Below are 26,480 nucleotides of genomic sequence, written 5' to 3'. Positions count from 1 at the left end.
CGATCGGGTCCGTCCATCCGACCGCACCCGGGGCAGCGCGGCCTTCCCCCGCGCGGGTGGCCGCACGGGTGATTTCTCGCCGATTGCCCCGAACCCCAGTGCTTTTCCGCCGTACTGTGGCGGTATGCCGGAGCCGCCGACCCCGTTACGGTTGGTGCTCGTCGACGACCACGAGATGGTCCTGCACGGGCTCGACGCGATGCTCGGCCACTTCCCCGACGAGGTCGTGATCGTGGGCCAGTCGAGCACCGACACCGCGGCACTGCGCCTGATCGACGAGCACCGGCCCGACATCGTCCTGTGCGACATCCGCATCGGCAAGGCCAGCGGTCTGGATCTGTGCCGCCAGATCACCGAGCGGTATCCGGGCACCAAGGTCGTGGTGCTCACCGTGTACGACGACGAGCACTACCTCTATCAGGCGCTGCGCGCGGGCGCGGCCGGGTATGTGCTCAAGCGCGTGGACGGGCGTGAACTCGTCGCCCACCTGCGCCGCGCCGCCGAGGGCGAGACCGTCATCGATCCCGCCCTGGCCGGTCGGGTGGCACTGGCCGCGGCCCGGCTCGACGCGGGGCAGTTCTGGTCGGGCGCGCACCTGGGCCTGACCCAGCGCGAGTCGGAAGTGCTGGGACTGCTGGTCTCCGGGCACTCCAACCGGGCGGTGGCGGGCAAGCTCGTGGTCAGCGAGGACACGGTGAAGACCCACATCCGCGGGCTGTATCGCAAACTGGGCGTGTCCGATCGGAGCGGGGCGATCGCGGTCGCGTTGCGGGAAGGGCTGTTCCGGTGACCGGTGCCGCGCCGACGGCGGCGCAGCTGGCCCCGCTGCTCGCGGCCGACGGTGTGCAGCTCTACGCCGTCGACGGATCCGATCTCGGCGTGGTCGACCTGTGGCCGGCGCACCCGTCGGCCGGCTCGCTGACCCTGCCGGTCGGGTTCGGGGTGACGGGGCTGGTCGCCCGGACCGGAACCCCGGTCCTGCTGGATCGGGATTCGCCACGGAACGCCCTGCACCGCAGCCTGTTACGCCTCGAGCCGGGGCAGACGATCGCGCGGATGTGCCTGCCGCTGCGCGGTGTCGACGATTCCGTGGTGGGAGTCCTTGCCGCGCACCGGGATCCGGCCGAACCGTTCGGCCCGGCCGACCTCGACCGCGCGGCGGGCTACGCGGGTGTCCTCGGCCTGTCGGTGCACGCGCACCGGTTGTGGCGCACCGTCAACCGGCACCGCACCGAGCGGGATCGCCTGGTCGAACAGGCGATCTCCGCGCAGGAGGCCGAGCGTCGGCGCATCGCGTTCGACCTGCACGACGGGGTGACCACCGCGCTCGCGTCGATGTCGTTCCACCTGTCCGCGGCCGACCTGACCGTCTCCGAACTCGCCGCCCACGTCGCCACGGGCGACGAGTCCGGCGTGCGCGCGCTGGAGCGGGCCCGCGCCGAACTGGTCAGTGCCCGGACGCTGGCCGATTTCGCCTACAACGAGACCAGGGCGGCGATCTCGGGCCTGCACAGCCTGGTTCTCGACGACCTCGGCCTGGTCGCCGCGCTCGAATCGCTGGTCCGCACCGCGGGCACCGGCGGCGGCCCGGCGATCGAATTGCTCGTCGACCCGGCCGCCGCGGTCGGCGACATCGCCGACCACGCGGCCGCCGCGCTGTACCGGATCGCGCAGGAAGCGCTGGTGAACGCGGTCAAGCACGCGGGCGCGAGCCGGATCGTGCTGTCGCTGCGCCGGGTCGGCGACTCGGTGGTGCTCGGCTGTTCCGACGACGGCGCGGGTTTCGACCCCGCCGCGCGCCGGGCCGAGCGGGCCGCCGCCGACGGCCAGCACTTCGGCCTGAGCTCCCTGGCCGAACGCTGCGCCGTCATCGAGGCTTCGCTGCGCGTCGAGTCGCTGCTGGGGCGCGGCACGATCGTGCTGGTCGAGCTGCCGCTGCGGTAGTCAGCGGGTCGCGTCGGCGGCACTGCGGCAGTTCGCCAGCAGCACCCGCTGCGCGTCGAGCACCGCGGCGGGCGCGCCGGCCCAGGTCCGTAACGCGGCGCTGACCAGCGCGCGCCCGAACGAGAACGTGACCGCCCACGGCCGGTCGCCGTGGGCGTGCAGCGCGCGCAGGTACTCGCAGACCCGCTCGGTCGGCTGGCCGCCGGACAGGAACGCGATGCCGGGGACCGGGGCGGGCACGGTGTCGCGCAGGACCTCGAAGGTCGTGGCCACCACCGCCGCGGTGGACGCGGGCGCGGCGGCCAGGCCCGGGGTCACGAAGTTCGGCTTGAGCACGATGCCGGTCAGGTCGACGCCGGCGGCGTCGAGCGCGGCGAACACCGACCGCAGGGCGAGCCGGGTCGCCTGGGCGGACGCGGCCAGGTCGTGCTCGCCGGTGCACAGCACCTCCGGCTCGACGATCGGCACGATGCCGTGCTCCTGGCACAGCGCGGCATAGCGCGCCAGCGCGTGCCCGTTGGCGTGCGCGGCGTAGGGCGTGATCGTCCGCACGTCGAACACCGCCCGCCACTTGGCGAAGGCGGCCCCGCGCTCGGCATAGGACGCCAGCCGGGCGCCGAGACCGTCGAGTCCCTCGGTGACCAGCGCGCCCGCTTGCCCTGGCAGGGCGGTGGTGCCGGTGTCGACCTTGATGCCGGGCAGGATGTCCAGATCGCGCGCGGCGGCGGGGAAGGCACGGCCGTCGGCGAGTTCCTGGCCGAAGGTCTCGTCGCACAGGATGATTCCGCTGACCCGATCCGCCAGTCCGTCGGTGGTCAGCAGCAGGGCGCGATAGTCGCGCCGGGCGGTCGCGCTCGCCGGGATGCCCTCCTGCTCGAGACGCGCGGACATGGTCTTGATCGACTCGTCGGCGGCGAGAATGCCGCGGCCGCCGCCGGTCAGCTGCTGGGCGACGGCGGCGAGGGTCGGGGCGGGAAGTGTCGTCATGCAGACAGCGTGCGAGCGCGGCGCTCGTCCGTCCTCACCCCTGCGGGCGAAACCGGGTGTGAACCGTCGCGTTGACAACCGCCCCGAAACTGGGAAGCCTGAGGTCATCCAGTCCGATCGCAGTGCCGCGGCACGGGAAGAAGCCGGTGATGACCTCGATCGACGACCCCACCGACGACCTGTCGGTCACCCCGCCCAAGACCTGGGCGGCCGGCGTTCCCGGGGTGGTCCACGCACTCGAGTACTCGCTGGCGCAGACCTCGGCCACGCGCACCGCGCTCACCCTGCTCAACGTCAACCAGACCGAGGGCTTCGACTGTCCGGGCTGCGCCTGGCCGGAGCCCGAGCACCGGCACAAGAACGAGTACTGCGAGAACGGCGCCAAGCACGTCAGCGACGAGGCGACCACCCGCCGGGTCACCCGCGAGTTCTTCGCCACCCACACCGTCGACGAACTCGACGCCACCTCCGACTACTGGCTCAACCAGCAGGGCAGACTGACCGAACCGATGGTCAAGCGCCCCGGCGCCGCCCACTACGAGCCCATCGGCTGGGACGCCGCCCTCGACCTGATCGCCGAGACGCTGCGCGGCCTCGCCTCGCCGAACGAGGCGCTGTTCTACACCTCGGGCAGGCTCAACAACGAGGCCGCGTTCCTGCTGCAACTGTTCGCCCGCGCCTACGGCACCAACAATCTGCCCGACTGCTCCAACATGTGCCACGAGTCCAGCGGTTCTGCGCTGAACCAGACCCTGGGCGTCGGCAAGGGCAGCGTGTCGCTGGAGGACATCTACGCCGCCGACCTGATCTTCGTCGTCGGGCAGAACCCCGGCACCAACCATCCCCGGATGCTCTCGGCGCTGGAGCGGGCCAAGCACAACGGCGCGAAGGTCGTCGCGGTCAACCCGCTGCCCGAGGCCGGGCTGATCCGGTTCAAGAACCCGCAGGTCCCGCGCGGGGTGATCGGGCGCGGCACCGCGATCGCCGATTACTTCTTGCAGATCCGACCGGGCGGTGACCTCGCGCTGTTCCAGACCCTGAACCGGCTGCTGCTCGAGGCCGAGGACGCCGCCCCCGGCACCGTCCTGGACCACGAGTTCATCCGCGAACACACCCACGGCTTCGCCGAGTTCGCCGCGCACGCCAGGGGGATCGGCTGGGACGCCGCCCTCGAAGCGACCGGCCTGACCCGCGCGGCCATCGAGGACGTGCATGCGGCTGTGCTCGGCTCGCGACGGATCATCGTGTGCTGGGCGATGGGCCTGACCCAGCACAAGCACGGGGTGCCCACGATCCGCGAGATCGTCGACTTCCTGCTGCTGCGTGGCAATCTCGGCCGCACCGGAGCGGGCGTGTGCCCGGTCCGCGGACACAGCAATGTGCAGGGCGACCGCACGATGGGCATCTGGGAACGCGTACCGCAGACCTTCCTCGACGCCCTCGGCGCCGAGTTCGGCTTCACCCCGCCGACCGCGCACGGCCTGGACTCCGTCGCCGCGATCCGCGCGATGCGCGACGGTCAGGCGAAGGTCTTCGTCGGCGTCGCGGGCAATTTCGCACGGGCGACACCGGACAGCGCGGTGACCGAGGCCGCCCTGCGGCAGTGCGCGCTCACCGTGCAGATCTCCACCAAACTCAATCGCTCGCACACGGTGTGCGGTGAGACCGCGCTGATCCTGCCGACCCTGGGCCGCAGCGATCGCGACATCCAGGCCACCGGCGAGCAGTTCGTCACGGTGGAGGACTCGATGAGCGAGGTGCACGCCTCGCGAGGTCGCCTCGACCCGGCCTCGCCGCACCTGCTCAGCGAGGTCGCCATCATCTCCCGGCTCGCCCAGCGCACCCTCGGCGCGACCCCGGCGATCCCGTGGGCGGAGTTCGAAGCCGACTACAACACCGTGCGCGACCGGATCTCGCGGGTGGTGCCCGGCTTCGAGAACTTCACCGAGCGCGTCGAGCGGCCGGGTGGACTGCGGCTGATCAACCCGGTCAACCGGGGCATCTACCGCACGGCCAGCGGCAAAGCGGAATTCACCCGCAACGAGTTCACCTTCCTCGACGTGCCGCCCGGTCACCTGCTGTTGCAGTCGCTGCGCTCGCACGACCAGTGGAACACCATCCCGTACGCGAACAACGACCGCTACCGGGGCATCCACAACGCGCGCCGGGTGGTGATGGTCAACCCGGACGATCTGGCCGAGCTCGGCCTGGCCGACCGCGACGTGGTCGATCTGGTCAGCGTCTGGACGGACGGGGTCGAGCGGCGCGCGGAGAACTTCGTCGTGGTCGCCTACCCGGCCAGCCGTGGCTCGGCGGCGGCCTACTATCCGGAGACGAACGTGCTGGTCCCGCTCGACAGCGTGGCCGACATCAGCAACACCCCTACCTCGAAGGGCATCGTGGTCCGGCTCGAACCGCGCCACAGCGCCGGGTAGGGGTGCTGGCTACACTCGCAGCTATGTCCGTGCGCACCCGTCAGCCACTCGTTCCCGGCACCCAGTCGCCGATCCGGGACGTCCCGCGTTCCATCGAGCGTCCCGAGTACGTGTGGAAGAAGACCGCCAACGAAGGGCGCGAGCCCTGGGTGCAGACCACCGAGACCATCGAGAAGATGCGGATCGCGGGCAAGATCGCCGCGCAGGCCCTCGAGGAGGCGGGCAAGGCGGTCGCGCCCGGCGTCACCACCGACGAGCTGGACCGGATCGCCCACGAGTACATGTGCGATCACGGCGCCTACCCCTCGACCCTGGGCTACAAGGGCTTCCCCAAGTCCTGCTGCACCTCGCTCAACGAGGTCATCTGCCACGGCATCCCCGACTCGACCGTCATCGAGGACGGTGACATCGTCAATATCGATGTCACCGCCTTCATCCACGGCGTGCACGGTGACACCAACAAGACCTTCCTCGCCGGCGACGTGGACGAGGAGGTGCGCCTGCTGGTCGAGCGCACCGAAGAGGCCACCAACCGGGCCATCAAGGCGGTCAAGCCAGGCCGTGCGCTCAATGTGATCGGGCGCGTCATCGAGGCCTACGCCAATCGTTTCGGCTACGGCGTCGTCCGCGACTTCACCGGCCACGGCGTCGGTCCCACCTTCCACAGCGGCCTGGTCATCCTGCACTACGACCAGCCCAGCATCGAGTCGGTCATCGAGCCCGGCATGACCTTCACCATCGAGCCGATGATCAACCTCGGCGGTATCGACTACGACATCTGGGACGACGGCTGGACCGTGGTCACCAAGGATCGCAAGTGGACCGCCCAGTTCGAGCACACCCTGGTGGTCACGGAGACGGGCGCGGAAATCCTCACGCTGCCGTGAGTCGGTCCGTGGCATGAGCGGCGATCTGCGCGGGGCGCTGCTGATCGCGGGCACGACCTCCGACGCCGGGAAAAGCGTGGTGGTCGCGGGGATCTGCCGAATGCTCGCGCGGCGTGGCGTGCGGGTGGCGCCGTTCAAGGCGCAGAACATGTCCAACAACTCCGTCGTCACCCTCGACGGCGGGGAGATCGGGCGGGCGCAGGCGTTGCAGGCGCGGGCGTGTGGGTTGGAGCCGAGCGTGCGGTTCAATCCGGTGCTGCTCAAGCCCGGCAGCGATCGGCGCTCGCAGCTCGTCGTGCGCGGCAAGGCCGTCGGGACCGTCGGCGCGCGTGACTATTTCACGCGCAGGCAGCAGCTGCGTGAGGTGGTGGCGGACGAACTCGCTTCCCTGCGTGCGGAATTCGACGTGGTGATCTGCGAGGGCGCCGGATCACCCGCCGAGATCAATCTGCGGGCCACGGATCTGGCCAATATGGGTCTGGCGCGCGCCGCCGAGCTGCCCGTGCTCGTGGTCGGTGATATCGACCGAGGGGGAGTGCTGGCACACCTGTTCGGCACCGTCGCGGTGCTGGAACCCGAAGACCAGCAGCTCATCTCGGGCTTCCTCGTCAACAAGTTCCGTGGTGACGTCGCCCTGCTCCAACCGGGCCTCGACCAGCTGACCGTCCTGACCGGCCGCCCCACCCTGGGCGTGCTGCCGTTCGCCGACGACCTCTGGCTCGACGCCGAGGACTCCCTCGGCACCGTCGCGGGTACCCCGGTCGGTCGCCCCGGCCCACCCCACGGCACCGACTGGCTCACCGTCGCCGCCGTCCGGCTGCCCCGCATCTCCAACTCCACCGACATCGAAGCCCTCGCCTGCGAGCCCGGCGTCGCCGTCCGCTGGGCCGACGGACCCGATCAGATCGCCACCGCCGATCTCGTCGTCGTGCCCGGGTCCAAGTCGACGGTTTCCGACCTGGCGTGGTTGCGCGCCAAGGGGATCGACGCGGCGCTGCACGCCCGGGCCGCCGCGGGGCGCCCGATCCTCGGGATCTGCGGCGGCTACCAGATGCTGGGGCGTCGCATCGTCGACGGCGTCGAACACGTCGGGTCCGCGGGGGATCAGGGTGCCGTCGCCGCGTCGGCTGAGGACGGGGACGCGGCGCGGCCCTGCGTGGTGGACGGGCTCGGATTGTTCGACCTCGCCATCGAATTCGCGGAGCCCAAGATCGCCCGCCAGGTCGTCGGCGAGGCGGGCGCGCTGCCGGTGCACGGCTACGAGATCCACCACGGCCGCGTCCGGCACAGCGCCGACGCGCCCTGGCTCACCATCGACGGAGCTCCCGAAGGCAGTGTGCGGGCATCGATCTGGGGCACCCACGTGCACGGCCTCCTCGAATCCGACGAGTTCCGCCGCGCCTGGCTGACCGAGGTCGCCCGGCACGCGGGGCGCACCGGATTCCGCGTCGCCCCGGACACCTCGGTGGCGGCCACCCGCACCGCGCAGCTCGACCTGCTGGCCGACCTGGTCGAGCGGCACGTCGACCTGGCCGCCCTCGACGCCCTGATCAGCCGCGGCGCACCACGGGAGCTACCGGTCGTCCACAGCGAACTCGACCGCCCCACCGTCGGCTGAACGCTCAGCTCTCGCCGGGGGTGTTCGGCTTCGAAACATCGGCACCGGCAGGGGAATCGGCTCCGTCGGCCGCCGCGGTGACAGCAGGTCTCGCCCGCGCCGGCGCGGAGGCCGCGAGGCCGAACACCAGGGCGGGCCCGCCGAGGACGAGGACGCCGAGCAGCCAGATGAAATCGGTGGCCGCGGCCCTGGCCGAGCGATAGGCGAAGCTGTCCACGCCGATATCGATGAGGACCATCCGGGCGCTGACGGTGTCACCTGATCGCACATCGAACAGGCGCACGGCGCTGCCGTCCTCGACGTTCGTGCCGATGCCGGCCCGACTGCGGCCGCCCATCAGCCCGCGCGAGCTCTCGTCGACGTGGACGGTGACCTCGCGACCGAACCCCAACAGGTAGGCGGTGGCGTTGATCGGCTGGGTGATCCCGAACAGTGCGCCCGCGCCGAAGAAGAGGGCGCCGACAGCGCACAGCACACGCTGGATGATTCGCTTCACAAGCCCCCCGTGAACGCCGATCGATCGGTTCGGCCGTCATCGTACGGCGTGCCCGGCGCCGCCGGGAGGGGAACTCCGCACACCTCCTCGCTCCGGTACGTGGCTCGTACCGCACCCGTCGCCCGCTGTGCGGCCGCTCTCCTCACAGCCGCGACCGGCCCGCTGTGACAGGTCTGGCAATTCGGGCCCTCCGGATTGGGAAAGCCCAGGACACGGGCAAAAACAGACCGGCCGGGCGGAGCGCAACACGCTGCCGTGTTCAACCGGGCCGTGTACCGTACACCGGCATGAAATCTCGGCGGATCACGGTCGGTGACCGGGCCTGGACAGTGCGGGTCGACGGCCCACAATCGCGGCACAATGTGCTGTTGCTTCCCGATGCGGACGATCCGGCCGACGTGTTCGACACCGTGTGCGCGCGGCTGCACGAATCCGATCTGCAGACCGTCGTGCTGGAGTCCGTCGAGGGGCTCGAGCCCCCGGCCGTCCACGCGATTCTCGACGAACTCGAGCTGCCGTATGTGAACGTCGCGGGACGCGGTGCGGGCGCGGCGCTGGCCTGGCGGCTGTGCGCGGGCCGGTTCGGGCGGTTCATGAGCCTGGTGGTCGCCGATCACGGCCATCCGGCGGTGCCCGACGCCGACGGCACGGCTCCCGACGCGTCCTGTCCGCCGCTGGAGCTGCCGGTGACCATGCTGGTCACCAAGAGCCTGCCGCGTGCCGTGGCCGATGCCTCCGGCCGCTACGTCTACGGCGAGTTCCGGGTGGTCCCGGTCGAGGTCGACAACATCGCCACCGAGGGCGCCCACGAACTGGCCACCGAGATCGTCCTGCGGACCAGCCTCTGGTGAGCGGCGGCCGGGACCTCGCGGTCCCGGCACGCCACCCGGCTCAGTTCTTGCGGTAGGCCGCCAGCCAGTCCAGCCAGCTGTCAGTCTCGGCGAAAGCGTTGGCGCGCACCGCTTCCGAGGACAGGAACACATCGTGGCGGGCGCCGTCGATCGGCACGATCGTGGTGCGCTCGCCCAGGCAGCCCGCCCAGCGCTGGATCTGCTTGACGTCGAGCACGGCGTCGGCGACATCGACGGCGGGGCTGTGGGCCCGCGCGAATCTGGTCAGCCGCGAGCGCAGGATGAGCGCGGGCACCCCGATCGCCAGTCCCTGGTGCAGGCGGGCCTGTCCGCGCCGGATGGCGCGCAGCCAGCCCAGCCGCACCGGCTCGCCGCTGAGCGGCTTCCAGTCCAGGTTGTAGTCCCACTCGCCCTTGCGGCTGTGGTGCAGGCTGTCGCCGTAGGCGGTGCTGACGCCCACGGCGGGCAGCTGCGCGAACGCCCTGACCTTGCCGACGGCGTTGATGATCGGCGTGCCGACGGTGCGGTAGTACGCGGGCCCCTGCAGGTCGAACCACGGGCTGTTGAGCACGACGCCGACCACGCCTGCCGCGGCGCTGCCGCCGGCGGCCTCGAGCCGGTCCAGCCACAGCGGTGCCACCAGTCCGCCGGTGGAGTGCGCGACGATCAGGACGTCGTTGCCGGTCTCCGCGCGCGCGATCCGCAGCGCCTCGTTCAGCTCGGCGTCGTAGAGCGCCAGGTCGCTGACGAAGTGCGCGCTCTGTCCGGCCCGCCGCGAACGACCGCATTTACGCAGGTCGAGGGCGTAGAACCGGTGCCCGCGGGCCGCGAAGTGCTCGGCCACGTGCTCCTGGAAGAAGTAGTCGGTGAACCCGTGCAGATAGAGCACGGTCGGCTCGGTGGCCGGTGCGGCGGCGTCGGGCAGATAGCGCACGAGCGTGGCCACCACCTCGCCCTCACCGTCGGGATCGGGGCCCAGCGGCAGGGTGCGCTGCTGGTAGCCGGTGCCGAGGACATCGGATTGCCACTGCTCATCGGTCCGATCGGCGGTGCCGGCGGGATCGAGTGAGGTTTCGTTCGTCACACCGCTCAATCTATCGCGCGGTCAGCGCGACGTGCAGTGTTGGTTTAGATCACATTCGGTAGGTCGGTTGCGGTACTACGAACGGCTGAGGTGCACAATTGGCTTCAGGTGAACGACGGGTAACCTACTCCCCGGCGATTCACCGCGAGTCGCACCAAACCACGAAGCGCCCGCGCCCAAGCGAACTCACCCCGGTGGGTAGCTGAGAAGGACAAGGAAGTCGAAGTACCCGTGTCGAACGCTGCGAAGACTGAAAAGACCGATGTAGTTCTCATCGGCGCAGGCATCATGAGTGCCACGCTGGGCGCGCTGCTGCGGCAGCTGCAGCCGGAGTGGACCATCTCGGTGTTCGAGCGGCTCGACGCCGCCGCCGCGGAGAGCAGCGATCCGTGGAACAACGCGGGCACCGGGCACTCGGCGCTGTGCGAGCTCAACTACAGCCCGCAGAACGCCGACGGCTCGGTCGACATCGGCAAGGCCGTCGACATCAACGAGCGCTTCCAGGTCTCCCGGCAGTTCTGGGCCTCGGCCGTCGACACCGGCGTCCTCGACGACCCGTCCGGGTTCATCAACCCTATTCCGCACGTCAGCTTCGTGCACGGCGCCGACAACGTCGACTACCTGCGCAAGCGCTACGAGGCGCTGGCGCCGCACCCGCTGTTCCGCGGCATGGAGTACATCGACAGCCCCGACGAGTTCGCCGCGCGCCTGCCGCTGATGGCCAAGGGCCGTGACTTCGCCGACCCGATCGCGCTGAACTGGACCGACGGCGGCACCGACATCGACTTCGGCGCGCTCACCAAGCAGCTGCTGGCCTACATCGGCAAGTCCGGCGGCGAGATCGCCTTCGGCACCGAGGTCCGCGACCTCGCCAAGCAGTCCGACGGCAGCTGGAACGTCACCGTCCGCAACCTGCGCACCTTCCGCAGCCGCACCGTCAACGCGAAGTTCGTCTTCGTCGGCGCCGGTGGTGGCGCGCTGCCGCTGCTGCAGAAGTCCGGCATCAAGGAGGCCAAGGGCTTCGGCGGCTTCCCGATCAGCGGTCAGTTCCTGCGCTCGACCAACCCGGAGCTGATCGCCGCGCACGAGGCCAAGGTCTACGGCAAGGCCGCCGTCGGCGCGCCGCCGATGTCGGTGCCGCACCTGGACACCCGCGTCATCAACGGCCGCAAGGGCCTGCTGTTCGGCCCCTATGCCGGCTGGACCCCGAAGTTCCTCAAGGACGGCTCCAACACCGACCTGTTCAAGTCGATCAAGCCGAACAACATCGGTTCGCTCGTCGGCGTCGGTCTCACCGAGATGGGCCTGACCAAGTACCTGATCAGCGAGCTGCTCAAGTCGCAGAACGGCAAGATCGGTGTGCTCGAGGAGTTCCTGCCGCGTGCCGAGGGCCGCGACTGGGAGCTGATCACCGCCGGTCAGCGCGTGCAGGTCATCCGGAAGAAGGGTGCGGGCGGTGTGCTCGAGTTCGGCACCGCGGTCATCTCCGCCGAGGACGGCACCATCGCCGGCCTGCTCGGTGCCTCGCCGGGCGCCTCGACCTGTGTCACCGCGATGCTCGACGTCATGCAGCGCTGCTTCCCGCGCGAGTACGCCGACTGGACCCCGCAGCTGAAGCAGATGATCCCCTCGCTGGGCCAGAAGCTGTCGGAGAACCAGGCCCTGTTCCAGGAAGTCTGGGACTGGACCAACAAGTCGCTGAAGCTGGACGCCAACAACACGCCCGCGCAGCCGGAGGCGGCCACCTACGCGCAGGTGTGATAGCAAGACGCGATGATGTCAACGGTCGCATTGAGACGGGCGTGGGCGGCGGATCTGGACCCCGCCACCCTGTACCGGTTGTTGAAACTGCGCGTCGAGGTATTCGTCGTCGAGCAGGCCTGCGCCTATCCCGAGCTGGACGGGCGTGACCTGCTGCCGGAGACCCGGCACCTGTGGCTCGACGACGAGGGCGAGGTCATCGCCACGCTGCGGCTGCTCGAAGAGCACGAGGACGGGGTGACCAGCTTCCGGCTCGGTCGGCTGTGCACGGCCGTGCCCGCCCGTGGGCACGGCTACACCACCCGGTTGCTGCAGGCGGCGCTGGCCGAGACCGGTTCGGCCACCGTCCGTCTGAACGCGCAGTCCTACCTGGTCGACATGTACGCCAAGTACGGCTTCGTTCCCGACGGCGAGGAATTCCTCGACGACGGCATCCCGCACGTCCCGATGCGTCGGGGCTGACAGTCCACTCGCGAGGTCCCCGGCACGGTGCCGGGGACCTCGCGTCTTTCCGGCGCCGACGCCCGGGGTCCGGTCGTGATCATGGCGCGAATACAGTGGGGGCGTGCCTGGTTTTGCTGATGTCGCCGCTGGTCCGCACACCGCCGCTCGCTCGGCGGGTGAGGCGGGCTTCCCGTTCTCGGCGGTCGTCGGCCAGGAGCGCCTGCAGCTGGCATTGATCTTGTCGGCGGTGCACCCCGGGATCGGCGGCGTGCTGGTGCGGGGCGAGAAGGGCACCGCGAAGTCGACGGTGGTGCGCGCGCTGGCCGAGTTGCTGCCGCCGGTCGTCGACGAGAGCGGCGCGCGGCCCGCCCGGCTCGTGGAACTGCCGGTGGGCGCCACCGAGGACCGTGTCGTCGGGTCGATCGACCTCGAACGGGTCCTGCGCGACGGTGAGCAGGCGTTCCGGCCCGGTCTGCTGGCCGCGGCCCACCACGGCGTGCTCTACGTCGACGAGGTGAACCTGCTGCACGATCACCTGGTCGACGTGCTGCTCGACGCGGCGGCCATGGGCCGGGTCCACGTCGAGCGCGACGGTGTCTCGCATTCGCATCCGGCGCGATTCGTGCTGGTGGGCACCATGAACCCCGAGGAGGGCGAACTCCGGCCCCAGCTGCTGGACCGGTTCGGCCTCACCGTCGACGTGGCCGCCTCCCGCGTGGTGGACACCCGGATGGCGGTGGTGCGCAGGCGCCTGGACTACGAGGCCGACCCCGCCGGCTTCGCCGCCCGCTACGCCGACGCCGATGCCGTTGTCGCCGAACGGATTCTGACCGCGCGCGACCGGCTGCCCGGCGTGACCCTCGACAACGCCGAACTGCGGCGGATCGCGGCGCTGTGCGCGGCGTTCGACGTCGACGGGATGCGCGCCGATCTGGTCGTCGCCCGGACCGCCACCGCGCACGCCGCATGGTGCGGCCGCGACCGGGTCACCGCAGACGATGTGCGGATCGCCGCCGAGCTGGCCCTGCCGCACCGGCGCAGGCGCGATCCGTTCGACGAGCCGGGGATCAGCGAGGAGCAGCTGGACGAGGCGATGCGGTCGGCCGCCGACGAGGTCGACAAGGCCTCGGCCACCGAGGAATTCGACGACGATCCGCGAGGCGAGACGCCCGGCGACGATCGCGACGGCGACGCGTCCGGCAGCTCGGGACCGCGCGCGGTCGACGACGGTGCCGACCGAGGCCCTGCCGACGAGGGGCCCCAGGGCCCCGAGGACGGGGGACCGGCCGACCCGGGTCCCGACGACGGCGGACCCGACGATCAGGGTCCCGACGACGGTGGTCCCGACGGCCCCGACGACAACCCGGGCGGCGGCCCCCACGGCGGCGGATCCCGGCCCGCGGCCGACAGCGTCTCCGGCACACCGGGTTCCGTCTCGAAGCCCGCACCGCGCTGGGAGGTTCCCGGCATCGGCGAAGGCGCGCCGGGCCGCCGGTCCCGCGCCCGGACCCGCACCGGCCGCATGGTGCGCCCCAGCACCGACACCTCGACCGGGCTGCACCTGCTGGGCACCGTCTTCGCGGCCGCGCCTCGGCAATTCGAGCGCGGCCGGTTCAGCGGTCCGCTGGCGCTGGCCGCCGAGGACCTGCGTGGCGCGTATCGCGAAGGGCGCGAAGGGAATCTGGTGGTGTTCGTCGTCGACGCGTCCGGGTCGATGGCGGCGCGCGACCGGCTCACCGCCGTCACCGGCGCCATCGTCACCCTGCTGCGCGACGCCTACCAGCGCCGCGACAAGGTGGCCGTGATCAGCGTGCGCGGCAGCGCGGCCGAACTGGTCCTCCCGCCGACCTCCTCGGTCGACATCGCCGTGCGCCGCCTGGCCGGTCTGCGCACCGGTGGCAAGACCCCGCTCGCGGCGGGCCTGCTGAAGGCGCGCGAGGTGATCGCCCGCGAACACGTCCGCGACCCGCGCCGCCGCCCGATGCTGGTACTGCTGACCGACGGCCGCGCCACCGGTGGTGTCGATCCGCTGCCCCGCGCCCGCGCCACCGCGCGTCTGCTGGCCGGGGAGGGACACACCGCGATGGTCATCGACTGTGAGCGCGGCATGATCCGGCTCGGCCTCGCCGCCGAGCTGGCCCGTGACCTGCGGGCCCGCTACCTGCGCCTGGACGAACTCACCGGCGACAGTGTCGCCGATGTCGTCCGGGCGACCGGCGCTCGCGCCGCCTGACCCGAGCGCCCGCACCCGGCGACCTGGGCGATCGACGGGGCGGCATCGGCCTGTCGCGCGTCGCCGCCGAGGACGTTCCCCGACGGTAGTGGGAGGGTCAGGCGGCCGGAGGACGCCCTGATAGAAATGGTGAGCGACAGTCGCGCGACCGGTCGACCGGTGCGCCGTCGGGTGCTCGAGGCACTGGCGCGGTCGTCCATCGACAGTGCGGTCCACCCGGGCCGCGGACCGGCGCGTCGGTGCCGAGAAGGAGGAGTCTTCGTGCCCAAGGGTGTTCCGGAAGTCGTGCCGGAGGACGGCCTCACGACACGGCAGCGGCGCAACCAGCCGGTGCTGGCCGTCCACACGGGCCCGGGCAAGGGCAAGTCCACCGCCGCCTTCGGGATGGCGTTGCGGGCCTGGAACCAGGGCTTCGACGTGGCCGTGTTCCAGTTCGTCAAGAGCGCCAAGTGGAAGGTCGGCGAGGAAGCCGCGTTCCGCACGCTCGGCGAGGTGCACGAGCGGACCGGTGCCGGTGGCGCGGTCGAGTGGCACAAGATGGGCGAGGGCTGGTCGTGGACCCGCAAGCACGGCACCGAGGAAGATCACGCCGCCGCCGCGCTGTCGGGCTGGCAGGAGATCTCGCGACGGCTCGCCGCCGAACAGCACCGCTTCTACGTACTCGACGAGTTCACCTACCCGCTCAAGTGGGGGTGGGTCGATGTCGACGAGGTCGTCGAGACGCTGACCAGCCGCCCCGGTAACCAGCACGTCGTCATCACCGGCCGCGACGCGCCGCAGGCCTTGATCGACGCCGCCGATCTGGTCACCGAGATGACCAAGGTGAAGCACCCGATGGACGCGGGCCGCAAAGGCCAGCGCGGGATCGAATGGTGACCGTCACCGTGACGGACGCGCCCCTGTCCGTCGCCCCCGCCCGGACCGGCGACGCGACGATGCCGAGCACGGGTTCCGGCCCGCGCGGCGTCGCGGTGAGCTGGTTCGGTTGCGGTCCTCGGTGCGGTGACGGCACGGGCGAGGTGCGGCGATGAGCGCGCCGGCCGTGGTGATCGCCGCCCCGGCATCCGGCAGCGGCAAGACGACTCTGGCCACCGGCCTGATCGGCGCGCTGCGCCGGGCGGGTCATCGGGTGGCGCCGTTCAAGGTCGGCCCCGATTACATCGACCCCGGCTATCACGGTCTCGCGGCCGGGCGGCCCGGCCGCAATCTGGATCCTGTTCTGGTGGGCGAGGATCGGGTGGTGCCGCTGTATCGGCACGGCGCGCACGGCTGCGATATCGCCGTCGTCGAAGGCGTGATGGGCCTGTTCGACGGTCGCATCGACGAGAACCGGACCGAGGCGGTCGCCGAAGGCTCCACCGCGCAGGTCGCGAGCCTGCTCGGGGCGCCGGTGGTGCTGGTCGTCGACGCGCGCGGACACTCCCAGAGCCTGGCCGCGCTGCTGCACGGCTTCGCCACCTACGACTCTTCGGTCCGGCTGGGCGGGGTGATCCTCAACCGGGTCGGCAGCGAACGCCATGAGCAGGTGCTGCGCGCGGCGTGCGATCGCGTCGGCGTCCCGGTCCTCGGCGCGCTGCCGCGCATGGCCGAATTGGAAGTTCCCTCACGGCATCTGGGGCTGATTCCCGCCGTCGAGCACGGCACCGCCGCCACCGCAGCGGTCGACGCGATGACCGAACTCGTCGCGGCCCACATCGATCTCGCGGCGATCGTCGACCTCGCGGGCGGGTCGGTCCGAGGTCCGGCTTGGGACCCCGCGAGGGAACTGACCGCGGGCAGCGAAGCGCGGACAGGACCGACCGACGCGATCGTCGGCACCACCGGCAGCGGTCCGCTGATCGCGATGGCCGGGGGACCGGCGTTCACCTTCGGCTACGCCGAACATCGCGAGCTGCTGCTCGCGGCAGGCGCCCAGGTGGTCGTCTTCGATCCGCTGACCGACGAACTCCCCTCCGGTACAGCGGGATTGGTGCTGCCCGGGGGTTTTCCCGAGGAGCATGCGGGCGCCCTGTCGGCCAACGAGAAGTTACGTGCGGCGATCGCCGAAGGCGCTGCCCGCGACCTGCCGATCCACGCCGAATGCGCGGGCCTGCTCTACCTCACCCGCTCCCTCGACGGCCATCCGATGGCCGGCGTCATCGACGCCGACGCCGAATTCGGCCCCCGCCTGACCCTCGGCTACCGCGACGCCGTCGCCCTGCACGACTCCACTCTCTGGCAGGCAGGCACCCGCGTCCGTGGCCACGAATTCCACCGCACTCGTCTCACCCGGGTCGGCCCGGAGAACGCCGCCTGGGGCTGGCGCACCACGGCTTCGGTCACCGAGGGCGCGGTGATCCGGCAGGTCCACGCCTCGTACCTGCACACCCACCCCGCCGGAAACCCGGCCGCCATCACCCGATTCGTCGCTGCCGCACGTCGATTCGATCGATGACGGCGAAGCGATGGACAGCGCCGACGCGATGATCGAGCGGACGGCGGGCAGGGGCGCGGTGATCGTCGGGCTCGGCGTCCGACCTGGTACCGACGCGGAAAAGATCACTCGTGCGGTCGAATCGGTCGTCGCGGGGTCCGCCGCCGTGACCTGCCTGGCGACGATCGACCGTCGCGCGGCCGATCCCGGGGTCCGCGCGGCCGCGGCGGCGCTCGGTGTGCCGGTGGTCGCGTTCGGCGCCGAGCAGCTGGCCGAGGTCGAGACGCCGACTCGCTCCACTCGGACGGCGCGGGCCGTCGGCACGGCCTCGGTCGCGGAGGCGGCGGCATTGCTCGCGGGCAGGGGCGAACTGTTGTGCGGGCGAACCGTTGTGGACGGCGTCGTAGTCGCCGTCGCGACGGTGGGGGCGAGCGACTCGGATTAATTCGCTGGGCAAGATCACCTCCGCCCCGTACCGTCATCTCCAGCAGCAGCACGGCGGACCGGATCCGGTCGGTTACCTTCAGATGGGGATGTCGCGGGTTCGAATCCCGTCCACCACCGCGCGGTGGTGGTAGCTCAGTTCGGTAGAGCGCCTTCCGGTCGGGACACACACGTCCGCTGTGCGGCTGCGGTGCACAGGAGCAGGACGGACCGGATTCGGTCGGTTATCTGGCGAGGACTCACAGTCCAGCAGGTTCGAGCCCTGCGGCGGAAAGCGATTTCCGTTTCCCGGCCGAGACACCCATGTCCGTCCGCTCCGCGCATCGTCACACGCCCCGGTGGGTCCCGGGGCCGAAACCGCAACGCCGGTCGCTGTATCGGAGGGGGAACGATGAACATTCTGTCGCGATTTTCGCGTCGCAGCACGCCGCAGACCAGTCCTGCCGATGCCCGGCAGGTCGTCAACGCCGCGGGCGGCTACGTCTTCGAGATCACCCCGCAGGCCCGGGTGCGCCGATTCCTCACCCTCGGAACGGAATCCGGAACCTACTACGTCAGCGCCGCCGCGCTGACCGCCGACAATGCCGAGTTCATCGCCGCGTACGCCGCCGAGCACACCGCCGACCTGGTGCGTGAGATCGTCGAGATCTCCACCGGCGGGCGTGCCCCGCGACCGAACCCGGCCCTGTTCGCGTTGGCGGCCGCCGCCGCGCTCGGTGATGTCGACGGTCGCCGGGCCGCGCTCGCGGCGCTGCCGCTGGTCGCGCGCACCGGCACCCATCTGTTCCTGTTCGCCGGCTACGCCGAGCAGTTCCGCGGCTGGGGTCGCGGCCTGTCCCGCGCGGTCGCGAACTGGTACCTGGACAAGCCGGTCGGTGACCTGGCGTTTCAGGTCGTGAAGTACCGGCAGCGTGAAGGCTGGTCGCACCGCGACCTGCTGCGCCTGTCGCACCCGGCGACCACCGAGGACGAGCGGCGCAGGCTGTTCGACTGGATCTGTGGCCGCACCCCGGACCTCGACGGCCTCGACCTGGTCGACGGTTTCCAGCGCGCGCAGTCCGCACCGGTCGAGCAGGTACCCGAGCTGGTCCGTGCGTACCGGCTGAGCTGGGAGATGCTGCCCGACGCCGCGCTGAACACACCCGAGGTGTGGGAGGCGTTGCTGGACAACGGCATTCCGCAGACGGCGCTGCTGCGTCAGCTGCCGCGCCTGACCCGGCTCGGCCTGCTGGCTCCGCTCGGTCCGCGCACCGCGGCGATCTGCGCGCAGCTCGGCGACCCGGAGCGGCTGCGCAAGGCACGCGTGCACCCGGTCGCGGTGCTGATCGCGCTGCGCACCTACGCGTCCGGGCGTTCGGCACGTGGCGCCGGTACCTGGACGCCGTCGGCACCGGTGGTGGACGCGCTCGACGCGGCCTTCTACGCGGCGTTCGAGACGGTGCGCCCGACCGGTCTGCGGCACCTGCTGGCGCTGGACGTGTCCGGGTCGATGACGTCGCCGATCGCCGGGCTACCGCTCTCGGCGCGCGAGGCCTCGGCCGCGCTCGCCCTGGTCACGGCCCGGACCGAGGAGCGGCACCAGATCGTCGGGTTCACCGCGACGGGCACCCGCTGGCAGGGGGCACGCAACCTGTCCCCGCTGGCCATCTCGCCGCGGCAGCGCCTCGACGACGCCGTGCGCGCGGTGTCGGGTCTGCCCTTCGGCGGGACCGACTGCTCGATGCCGATCCTGCACGCGCTGGAGCAGGGCATCGAGGTGGACGTGTTCTCGGTGTACACCGACAACGAGACGTGGGCGGGCTCGGTGCACCCGCACCAGGCGCTGGCCCGCTACCGCCGCGAGGTGAACCCGCGGGCCAAGCTCGTGGTGGTCGGCATGACCGCGACGAGGTTCAGCATCGCCGATCCCGACGACGCGGGCATGCTCGACGTCGCGGGCTTCGACGCCGCCGTGCCGTCGCTGCTGGCCGACTTCGCCACGGCCGCCTAGGAAATCGCCGGCCGCCGCGACCTCGTTGTCGCGGCGGCGGCTTTCCTCTCGCGAGGTCGGGTCGTCAGGGGGCGACCGAGGACCAATCCGCGAAACCGGTGGGGTCGTGGCGGCCCATCGAGGCGTGCTCGAACAGGCCCCAGCCCTCGGCGTCGCCGCAGCGGGCGTAGCCGATGTGGTCGATCACGCCGTAGGGGGTGCGGGCGATGATCGCCGGGTCGGTGAGGTCGTAGGAACTCGACAGCGACCAGTCCCGGCCCATCCAGCGGCCGTGGGTCCAGTCGGGGTCGGGGCCGTAACCGCAGCCGACGTGCAGGGCAATACCGGGCCGGGACTCGATCTCGACCTCGAGCGGCTTGCCGTCGGGGGTGGTCATGTCCAGGCGCACCGACTTCGGGTGCCGGGTGCCCGGCTCGTAGGTCCAGTGCATCCGCGGCCAGCCCAGCTGTTCCTTGCGGCCGTCGTGCCAGATCCGGACCGCGTTGTTGAGCGTGCGGGTGCCGTCGGGCTCTTCCTGCACGATCACCACGATGGCGAACTCGTCGAAGCGCAGCGGCGCGTACAACCACCAGAACCCGCCCGCGCCCTCGGCCGCGGCGCGCCCTGGCGGCTCCGGCTCGCCCGAGGGCCGGATGCCCCAGGAGCGGTCGCGACTGCCGGTCCACGCCGCCGGGTCGACGGTGATGTCGCGCCCGTCGACGGCGAGCGTGCCCGCCCAGGAACCCAGCTGGGCGAACCGGGAGGCCTCGATGATCGGCCGGGTGCCGGACAGGATCAGGTGCGGCTGCTCCTGCACGGCCGGGTGCGCGCCGGTCCAGGTGAGGTCGAAGCCGAGGTCCTCGTGCTCGCACACCACCCGCAACTGCCGCAGCGGCTCGATCACCTCGATCCGGTAGCCGCCCACCGCCGTGGTCAGATCGCGCGAGGTGAGCGCGTCGGAGAAGCGCACGCTGCGCTGGGTGTCACCGTGGCGCACCGTCGCGAACGCGTCGACCACACCGAGGTTCGGGTAGACGCCGAACCCGGTGATCAGCATCGCGTCGCCGGCGGGGTCGAAGGCGTTGAAGTAGTAGCGGTCGTAGAAGTTGCGGTCGCTGGTGGCCACCCTGGCCAGCGACAGCGGGGTCTGGTGGACCGGGTATTCGTCCAGGGGGACGGGCATGATCGCGTTCATGGTCGTGTCTCCTTCTCAGTCCCACTCGTAGGTGCCGTCGAGCAGAGCCTCGAGGCTGAGCCGGTGCATCACGTAGTCGTCGAGCTCGGCGGGCACGGTGTCCTCACCGAAGTGGATCATCCGCCGCTTGATCCGGGCCATCACGATCGCGTGCCGCAGCGCGGCGTAGATGATGTAGAAGTCCAGATCGCGGACCGTATGTCCGGTCAGCTCTTCGTATTTCGCGACCACCGCGTCCTTGCGCAGGAAATCGGGCAGGCCGGGCTGATCGAAGCGGGTGGCGATGTCCTGGAAGAAGCGGTGGATGAAGATCACCCAGCCCAGGTCGAGTTCGCGCGGGCCGAACGTGGCCATCTCCCAGTCCAGCACCGCGGCGGGGGTGAACCCGTCGAACAGGATGTTGCCGGGGCGGGCGTCGCCCCAGTTCAGCACCTCGGGGCCGGTCTCGGCGGGCCAGTTGGCCTCGAGCCACTCGAAGGTCCGCTCGATCAGCGGGATCTCGACGCCGTCGTCGGTCAGCGCCCACCGGTACCAGGCGCGCTGGGCCTCGAAGTGCCTGCGCAGCGCCGGACCCTCGCCGTCGAGGCGCGGGAAGCGACGGGCGATGTCGTCGATGGCGTGGATGCGGGCGATCACGTCGACGGTCGCGTCGGCGATCCGCGCGCGTTCCTCCACAGTCGCGTCGAACACCCAGCCGAAGAAGACGTACGGCGGGTTGTCCGCGGGCGCGCGTCCGTCGACCTTCTCCATCACCAGGAACGGCGAACCGAACACCGATTCGTCGAGTTCGAGCCAGCGCAGCACCGGCACGGCGACGTCCGAGGCCGCGCCGACGCCCGCCATCACCTCGTACTGCATCGGCAGGTCATAGGAATCGAAGACCGGGAAGGAGCCGTCCTCGGGAGCCATCCGCAGCACGAACGAGCCGCTCTCGACGACCCCGCCGACCGACCATTCGGCGTCGAACAGGATGGTCGTGCTCGACATGCCGCCGGTGGCGGGCTTACTCGGATTGCCGACCTTCGGCGGTACGTCGGAGCCGACCTTGCCGGCCAGCCACTGCGACAACTGCTCGGCGAGCTCGTCGAGGTCGCGCTCGGTGACCGTGAGCGACTGTTGCGCGGTGGGATCCGGATCGTCGGACATCTATGAGTACCCCTGTCGGCGAGATGGAACACGTTCGATACCGGCGTACCGGACGGCCGACGGGAATGTAAGCCGTCAGTCGGTGAGTGAGATTCAGGGTTGACACGGTAAAGATGGGGGTTTTCCCGGACGCGCTCGTCCACGACACCAGTTAGCTTCGGTAGCAATCGAACTCGACGAGGAGGCAACGGTGACCGCCGTGACCACGCAGTGCGCCCACGACGCGATCGCGAGCCCGCCGCCACCGCCGCCGATCTGGCATCCGGTGACGCGGCTCGCCTTCCGGTTCAGCGTCGCCTATCTGGGTCTGTTCTGCCTGTGGATGGCGCAGATCACCTTCGTCTTCCTCGGGGTGTTCGCGCTGCACCTGCCCGAGGACGCCGTCGCCTGGCAGATGCTCTCACTGGCCCCGGTGAGCCGCTGGATCGGCGAGCACGTGTTCGGGGTCGAGGCGGAGCTGGTCATGAACGGCAGCGGCGACCAGGCCGCGATCTGGATCCAGTGCGGGCTGGTGCTGGTGGCCGCGATCCTGGTCACGGTGGTCTGGTCGGTGCTCGACCGGCGCAGGCGCGCCTATCCGCGGATGGCGAGCTGGTTCCTCACCCTGCTGCGGCTGTGCGTCGGCGGGCAGATGCTGTTCTACGGGTTCGCCAAGCTCATCCCGACCCAGATGCCCGAGCCCGCGCTCACCACCTTGCTCACCCGCGTCGGTGACCTGAGCCCGATGTCGATGCTGTGGACCCAGGTCGGCTCGTCCCCGGCCTACGAGATATCGCTGGGTGCGGCCGAGGTGCTCGCCGGGTTGCTGCTGTTCTGGCCGCGCACGGCCACCCTCGGCGCGATGCTCAGCGTGATCAGCATGGCGCAGGTGTTCCTGCTGAACCTCACCTTCGACGTGCCGGTGAAGATGCTGTCCGGGCATCTGCTGCTGATGAGCCTGGTGCTGCTGGCGCCGCAGGCCCGGCGACTGGCGAATGTGCTCGTGCTGGAACGTGATTCGGGACCTCTCGGACAGCCGCCGCTGTTCGGCTCGGCGCGGGCGAACCGGTGGGCGAGCGTCGTGCAGATCGCGACGGGCCTGTGGATCGTCGCCGGCTGCCTCTACCTCGGGGAGAAGTCCTGGGACGAATACGGCGGTGGCGCACCGAAACCCGAGCTCTACGGGATCTGGGACGTCACCGAGTTCACCGCCGAGGCGACCCCGGTGCCGCCGCTGACCGCCGATCCGGTGCGCTGGCAGCGCTTGATCGTCGACGCGGGCTCGGCGGGCTATCAGCGGATGGACGACTCGATCGTGCCGGTGGTCGCCGCTTTCGACCCCGAGGCGCACACGATGACCCTCACCGCCGCGCCGTCGGCACCGGGCGAAACGCCCACGGCGGTCACCACCTTCACGGTCGACCGGCCCGCCGACGACCGGCTGACGCTGCGCGGCGAGCTCGACGGCAAGCCGGTGACGGTCACCCTCACCCGGCTGGATCTCGACAGCTTCCCGTTGCGCGGCACCGACTTCCGCTGGGTGCAGAACAACCCGTATGTCGGCGGCTGAGATCAGCCGGTGAAAGTGCCGGTCTGATTGCGCCAGTGCGGTGACGGCGCGAACAGCGCGCCGGAGCCGGAGACGAAGGCCGCCGCGGCGCGGGCATCGCCGCGCAGCCGCGCGGCCAGCCACGCCGTCGGATAGCCGAGGAAGCCGTACACGCCGGTGCCACAGGCGAGCTGGTTGTCCGCGCAGCCGGGATCGCCCTGGATATCGTTGTGGTCGGCGCCCTCGAGCGTCGCCCACACCTTCGGCACGGTGAGCGCGTCGTAGTAGGCGCGGTGGGACTGGACGCCGACGACCTCGACCGGCAGCGACTGCTCCGACGGGGAGATCAGGGTGTCGGCCGAGCCGTTGATCAGGAACACCGAGCCGGTATCGATCGCGGCCGGATCGGTGCAGCTGAGGGCATCCGAGCACAGGCCGGTGCGGGGCAGTTCGACGGTGATCGCGGTGCGGATCGCCCCACCGGCGCGCCGCATCGCGTTGAGGGCACCGGACGCGCCCTGGGAATGACCCACCACGCCCACCGCCGTGTGGTCGAGCCGCCCGGCGAAAACGCTGGTCGGATCGGCGGATTCGGCGATCAGGCGGTCGAGTGAGGCGAGGATGTCGATACCGGAACCGGTGTACTGGTTCTGCGTGGCGATCACCACGAATCCCCACGACGCGAAGTGCCGCAGCAGATGCCGGTACTGGGTGGGCACCGCCTGCGTGCCGTCACCGAACAGCACGATCGGATGGCCGGTGCCGAGCTCGCTCGGATACCACAGGTCGAACGCGGCACCGGTGGTGTCGCAACACAGTTCGCCGATCCGCTCGGTCACGGCGAACGGGCCCGGCGCGGCGTAGTGCGCTTCGACACCGGCCGCGGGCTCGTAGGTCGGGGCGGCGACGGCGGGCCCCGGCCCTGCCAGCAGAAGGGCGGCGATGATCGGGACGAGGCGGGACCAGGCGGGCATGGGTCGCGAGTGTACGGGGCGCACCGGTCAGGTCAGTGTGATGGCGTCCAGGCGCACGCGCAGGAAGTCGGCCCGGCGCAGACTCTCGTCCACCTCGCGCCGCACCGCGGCGGCCGCGGCACCGCCGGTGCGCCAGCGGGCCAGATCGACCGAGGCGATGGCGCCGCTCATGCCGGCGTCTCCCTGGTCGGTGCGTCGGCGCCGCCGATGTCCTCGAACCACAGGTCGGGGCGGTCGGCGATGAACTCGGTCATCAGCGCCACACACCGCGGATCGTCGAGGACGAGCACCCGTACCCCGTGGTCGGCGAGCCAGTCGTGGCCGCCGTGGAAGGTGCGCGCCTCGCCGATGATCACGGTGCCGATGCCGAACTGGCGGACCAGGCCGCTGCAATACCAGCACGGCGACAGGGTGGTCACCATGATCGTGGAGCGGTAGTCGCGGCGACGCCCCGCGGCGCGGAAGGCGTCGGTCTCGGCGTGCGCGCTCGGGTCGTCGTTCTGGACCCGGCGATTGTGGCCGCGTCCGAGCAGCGTGCCGTTGGCGTCGAACAGCGCGGCGCCGATGGGGACACCGCCCTCGGCCCGCCCGCGCAGGGCTTCGTCGTAGGCCACGGCGAGAAATGCGTCCGGCTCGGTCATGGTCTCCACTGTCGCGCCACGGGGACCCCACGGCAACGCGGGCGCGCCGACGGCGGGCGATCGCGGCGGCGGTGTCGGCGGGCCCGTTCGGCGGGCGGCGAGCCAGGAACTAGGCTGGGACACTGTGCCGAACACGTCTGACACCGCATCGACCCCGCCCGCAGGCGACCCGAACTACCTGGTCGGGCTCGATCTGCGCGGCCGCAGAGTAGTCGTGGTCGGCGGCGGCACCGTCGCCCAGCGCCGCCTCGGCCTGCTGGTGGCCGCGGGCGCCGACGTCCACGTGATCAGCAAGGCGGTCACGCCGGCCGTCGAGGGCATGGCGACCGCCGGTCAGATCACCGTCGAACTGCGTGCCTACGCCGACGGCGACCTCGACGCGGCCTGGTACGCGATGGCCTGCACCGACGAACCCGAGACCAATGCCGCGGTGGTCGCCGAGGCGACCGCGAAGCGGATCTTCTGCGTGCGCGCCGATGTCGCCCGTGACGGCACCGCCGTCACCCCCGCCACCGCCCGCTACGACGGGCTGACCCTCGGCGTGCTGGCCGGTGGCGCGCACCGGCGCTCGGCCGCCGTGCGCAACGGCCTGCTCGAGGCGCTGCAATCCGGTGTGGTGACCGACGATTCGGAGCCGGTGACCCCCGGCGTCGCCCTGGTCGGCGGCGGACCGGGCGACCCGGACCTGATCACCGTGCGCGGCCGCAGGCTGCTCGCCCGCGCCGATCTGGTCGTCGCCGATCGGCTCGCGCCGCCGGAACTGCTGGCCGAGCTGGGACCGCACGTCGAGGTGATCGACGCGGCGAAGATCCCCTACGGCCGCTCGATGGCGCAGGAGGCGATCAATCTGGCCCTGGTCGAAGGGGCCAAGGCGGGCAAGTTCGTCGTCCGGCTCAAGGGCGGCGACCCGTACGTGTTCGGCCGCGGGTACGAGGAGCTCGAAGCCTGTGCCGAGGCCGGGATCCCGGTGACCGTGGTGCCCGGCATCACCAGCCCGATCTCGGTGCCCGGCGCCGCGGGCATCCCGGTGACCCACCGGGGCGTGACCCACGAGTTCGTCGTGGTCAGCGGGCACGTCGCCCCCGATCACCCCGATTCGCTGGTCGACTGGGCGGCGCTGGCCAAGCTGCGCGGCACCCTCGTGCTGATGATGGCCGTGGAGCGGATCGACAAGTTCGCCGACGCGCTGCTGGCCGGTGGCCGCCCGGCCGAGACGCCCGCCGCGGTCATCCAGGAGGGCACGCTGCGCACCCAGCGGGTGGTACGGGCTGATCTGGGCACGGTCGCCGAGAAGGTCAAGTCCGAGGGCATCCGGCCGCCGGCGATCATCGTCATCGGCCCGACCGCGGGTTTCGGGCTGGACTAGCTTCGCGGGCCGCGCACCCGTGCGTTGCCGCCGCGCCAATTACACTGCCTCGTTGTGCTCGATA

The 26,480-nt window shown here is 71.0% G+C and carries 23 protein-coding genes; 15 read left to right on the top strand and 8 right to left on the bottom strand.

Annotation, left to right across the window (positions count from 1 at the left end; genetic code table 11):
• The first annotated feature begins 124 nt into the window (after window positions 1-124).
• A complete protein-coding gene (locus tag ACIO52_RS26860; protein ID WP_218718461.1) occupies window positions 125-790 on the top strand; it encodes a response regulator transcription factor in 666 nt (221 codons plus the stop codon).
• A complete protein-coding gene (locus ACIO52_RS26855) occupies window positions 787-1,944 on the top strand; it encodes a GAF domain-containing sensor histidine kinase (RefSeq protein ID WP_218718460.1) in 1,158 nt (385 codons plus the stop codon). The genes ACIO52_RS26860 and ACIO52_RS26855 overlap by 4 nt, the downstream gene beginning before the upstream one ends.
• Here the strand turns inward: ACIO52_RS26855 and ACIO52_RS26850 are convergent, their stop codons facing one another.
• A complete protein-coding gene (locus tag ACIO52_RS26850) occupies window positions 1,945-2,931 on the bottom strand; it encodes a class I fructose-bisphosphate aldolase (RefSeq protein WP_402647756.1) in 987 nt (328 codons plus the stop codon). It abuts the gene before it with no gap.
• Between the two features lie 149 nt (window positions 2,932-3,080).
• Here ACIO52_RS26850 and ACIO52_RS26845 point away from each other — a divergent pair, with 149 nt between their 5' ends.
• The 3 genes from ACIO52_RS26845 to ACIO52_RS26835 are packed head-to-tail and all read left to right on the top strand — an operon-like array spanning window position 3,081 to window position 7,871.
• Window positions 3,081-5,366 carry an FdhF/YdeP family oxidoreductase gene (locus ACIO52_RS26845; RefSeq protein ID WP_402647753.1) on the top strand — a complete coding sequence of 762 codons (2,286 nt, stop codon included), beginning with the start codon at window positions 3,081-3,083 and terminating at the stop codon, window positions 5,364-5,366.
• A 23-nt stretch (window positions 5,367-5,389) separates the two neighbouring features.
• On the top strand, window positions 5,390-6,253 hold the full coding sequence (gene map / locus ACIO52_RS26840) for a type I methionyl aminopeptidase (RefSeq protein WP_402647751.1): 864 nt from the start codon (window positions 5,390-5,392) through the stop codon (window positions 6,251-6,253).
• A gap of 13 nt (window positions 6,254-6,266) precedes the next feature.
• The gene (locus tag ACIO52_RS26835; RefSeq protein WP_402647748.1) at window positions 6,267-7,871 is read left to right on the top strand and encodes a cobyric acid synthase; all 1,605 of its coding nucleotides are present in this window, start codon (window positions 6,267-6,269) and stop codon (window positions 7,869-7,871) included.
• Between the two features lie 4 nt (window positions 7,872-7,875).
• Here the strand turns inward: ACIO52_RS26835 and ACIO52_RS26830 are convergent, their stop codons facing one another.
• Window positions 7,876-8,367 carry a hypothetical protein gene (locus ACIO52_RS26830; protein WP_218718455.1) on the bottom strand — a complete coding sequence of 164 codons (492 nt, stop codon included), beginning with the start codon at window positions 8,365-8,367 and terminating at the stop codon, window positions 7,876-7,878.
• 287 nt (window positions 8,368-8,654) lie between these two features.
• Between ACIO52_RS26830 and ACIO52_RS26825 the strand changes: the two genes are divergently transcribed.
• Window positions 8,655-9,218 carry an alpha/beta hydrolase gene (locus ACIO52_RS26825; protein WP_218718454.1) on the top strand — a complete coding sequence of 188 codons (564 nt, stop codon included), beginning with the start codon at window positions 8,655-8,657 and terminating at the stop codon, window positions 9,216-9,218.
• A gap of 40 nt (window positions 9,219-9,258) precedes the next feature.
• On the opposite strand, the gene ACIO52_RS26820 is transcribed toward ACIO52_RS26825, so the two are convergent.
• On the bottom strand, window positions 9,259-10,302 hold the full coding sequence (locus tag ACIO52_RS26820) for an alpha/beta hydrolase (protein ID WP_316575542.1): 1,044 nt from the start codon (window positions 10,300-10,302) through the stop codon (window positions 9,259-9,261).
• A gap of 288 nt (window positions 10,303-10,590) precedes the next feature.
• Here ACIO52_RS26820 and mqo point away from each other — a divergent pair, with 288 nt between their 5' ends.
• From mqo to ACIO52_RS26785, 7 genes are all read left to right on the top strand, one after another.
• A complete protein-coding gene (mqo, locus tag ACIO52_RS26815; RefSeq protein ID WP_255587727.1) occupies window positions 10,591-12,063 on the top strand; it encodes a malate dehydrogenase (quinone) in 1,473 nt (490 codons plus the stop codon).
• Window positions 12,064-12,075: 12 nt separating this feature from the next.
• Entirely contained in the window at window positions 12,076-12,525 is a 450-nt protein-coding gene (locus tag ACIO52_RS26810) for a GNAT family N-acetyltransferase (RefSeq protein ID WP_218718451.1), read from the top strand.
• 103 nt (window positions 12,526-12,628) lie between these two features.
• Window positions 12,629-14,740: a magnesium chelatase subunit D family protein gene (locus ACIO52_RS26805; protein WP_218718450.1), complete on the top strand. Its 2,112-nt coding sequence runs from the start codon at window positions 12,629-12,631 to the stop codon at window positions 14,738-14,740.
• A gap of 261 nt (window positions 14,741-15,001) precedes the next feature.
• Entirely contained in the window at window positions 15,002-15,616 is a 615-nt protein-coding gene (cobO, locus tag ACIO52_RS26800) for a cob(I)yrinic acid a,c-diamide adenosyltransferase (RefSeq protein ID WP_218718449.1), read from the top strand.
• 151 nt (window positions 15,617-15,767) lie between these two features.
• Window positions 15,768-17,174, top strand: coding sequence for a cobyrinate a,c-diamide synthase (locus ACIO52_RS26795; protein ID WP_402647741.1), 1,407 nt, complete (start codon window positions 15,768-15,770; stop codon window positions 17,172-17,174).
• Window positions 17,175-17,184: 10 nt separating this feature from the next.
• Window positions 17,185-17,598 carry a cobalamin biosynthesis protein gene (locus ACIO52_RS26790; RefSeq protein ID WP_316575539.1) on the top strand — a complete coding sequence of 138 codons (414 nt, stop codon included), beginning with the start codon at window positions 17,185-17,187 and terminating at the stop codon, window positions 17,596-17,598.
• Window positions 17,599-17,988: 390 nt separating this feature from the next.
• Window positions 17,989-19,587 (top strand): TROVE domain-containing protein, encoded by a 1,599-nt coding sequence (locus tag ACIO52_RS26785; RefSeq protein ID WP_316575538.1) that lies wholly within the window; start codon window positions 17,989-17,991, stop codon window positions 19,585-19,587.
• 64 nt (window positions 19,588-19,651) lie between these two features.
• On the opposite strand, the gene ACIO52_RS26780 is transcribed toward ACIO52_RS26785, so the two are convergent.
• Together ACIO52_RS26780 and ACIO52_RS26775 are read right to left on the bottom strand one after the other, a co-directional pair.
• The gene (locus ACIO52_RS26780) at window positions 19,652-20,761 is read right to left on the bottom strand and encodes a hypothetical protein (RefSeq protein WP_255587725.1); all 1,110 of its coding nucleotides are present in this window, start codon (window positions 20,759-20,761) and stop codon (window positions 19,652-19,654) included.
• 15 nt (window positions 20,762-20,776) lie between these two features.
• On the bottom strand, window positions 20,777-21,907 hold the full coding sequence (locus ACIO52_RS26775; protein ID WP_402647737.1) for a phosphotransferase family protein: 1,131 nt from the start codon (window positions 21,905-21,907) through the stop codon (window positions 20,777-20,779).
• A 190-nt stretch (window positions 21,908-22,097) separates the two neighbouring features.
• Here ACIO52_RS26775 and ACIO52_RS26770 point away from each other — a divergent pair, with 190 nt between their 5' ends.
• Window positions 22,098-23,456, top strand: coding sequence for a DoxX family protein (locus ACIO52_RS26770; protein ID WP_402647734.1), 1,359 nt, complete (start codon window positions 22,098-22,100; stop codon window positions 23,454-23,456).
• Window positions 23,457-23,458: 2 nt separating this feature from the next.
• On the opposite strand, the gene ACIO52_RS26765 is transcribed toward ACIO52_RS26770, so the two are convergent.
• From ACIO52_RS26765 to ACIO52_RS26755, 3 genes are read right to left on the bottom strand one after another with little or no spacing between them, the layout of a single operon-like run.
• Window positions 23,459-24,409, bottom strand: coding sequence for a chlorophyllase/cutinase-like alpha/beta fold protein (locus ACIO52_RS26765; RefSeq protein ID WP_218718444.1), 951 nt, complete (start codon window positions 24,407-24,409; stop codon window positions 23,459-23,461).
• 27 nt (window positions 24,410-24,436) lie between these two features.
• On the bottom strand, window positions 24,437-24,580 hold the full coding sequence (locus ACIO52_RS26760; protein ID WP_316575536.1) for a hypothetical protein: 144 nt from the start codon (window positions 24,578-24,580) through the stop codon (window positions 24,437-24,439).
• Window positions 24,577-25,050: a nucleoside deaminase gene (locus ACIO52_RS26755; protein WP_402647729.1), complete on the bottom strand. Its 474-nt coding sequence runs from the start codon at window positions 25,048-25,050 to the stop codon at window positions 24,577-24,579. Before ACIO52_RS26755 ends, ACIO52_RS26760 begins: the two co-directional genes overlap by 4 nt.
• A 124-nt stretch (window positions 25,051-25,174) precedes the next feature.
• Between ACIO52_RS26755 and cobA the strand changes: the two genes are divergently transcribed.
• Window positions 25,175-26,416 carry a uroporphyrinogen-III C-methyltransferase gene (cobA, locus tag ACIO52_RS26750; RefSeq protein WP_218718441.1) on the top strand — a complete coding sequence of 414 codons (1,242 nt, stop codon included), beginning with the start codon at window positions 25,175-25,177 and terminating at the stop codon, window positions 26,414-26,416.
• Window positions 26,417-26,480 lie beyond the last annotated feature (64 nt).

This window comes from Nocardia sp. NPDC087230 (assembly GCF_044744725.1).
Taxonomy (GTDB): Bacteria; Actinomycetota; Actinomycetes; order Mycobacteriales; family Mycobacteriaceae; genus Nocardia; species Nocardia canadensis.
This window is presented reverse-complemented; position numbering and strand designations above follow the sequence as displayed.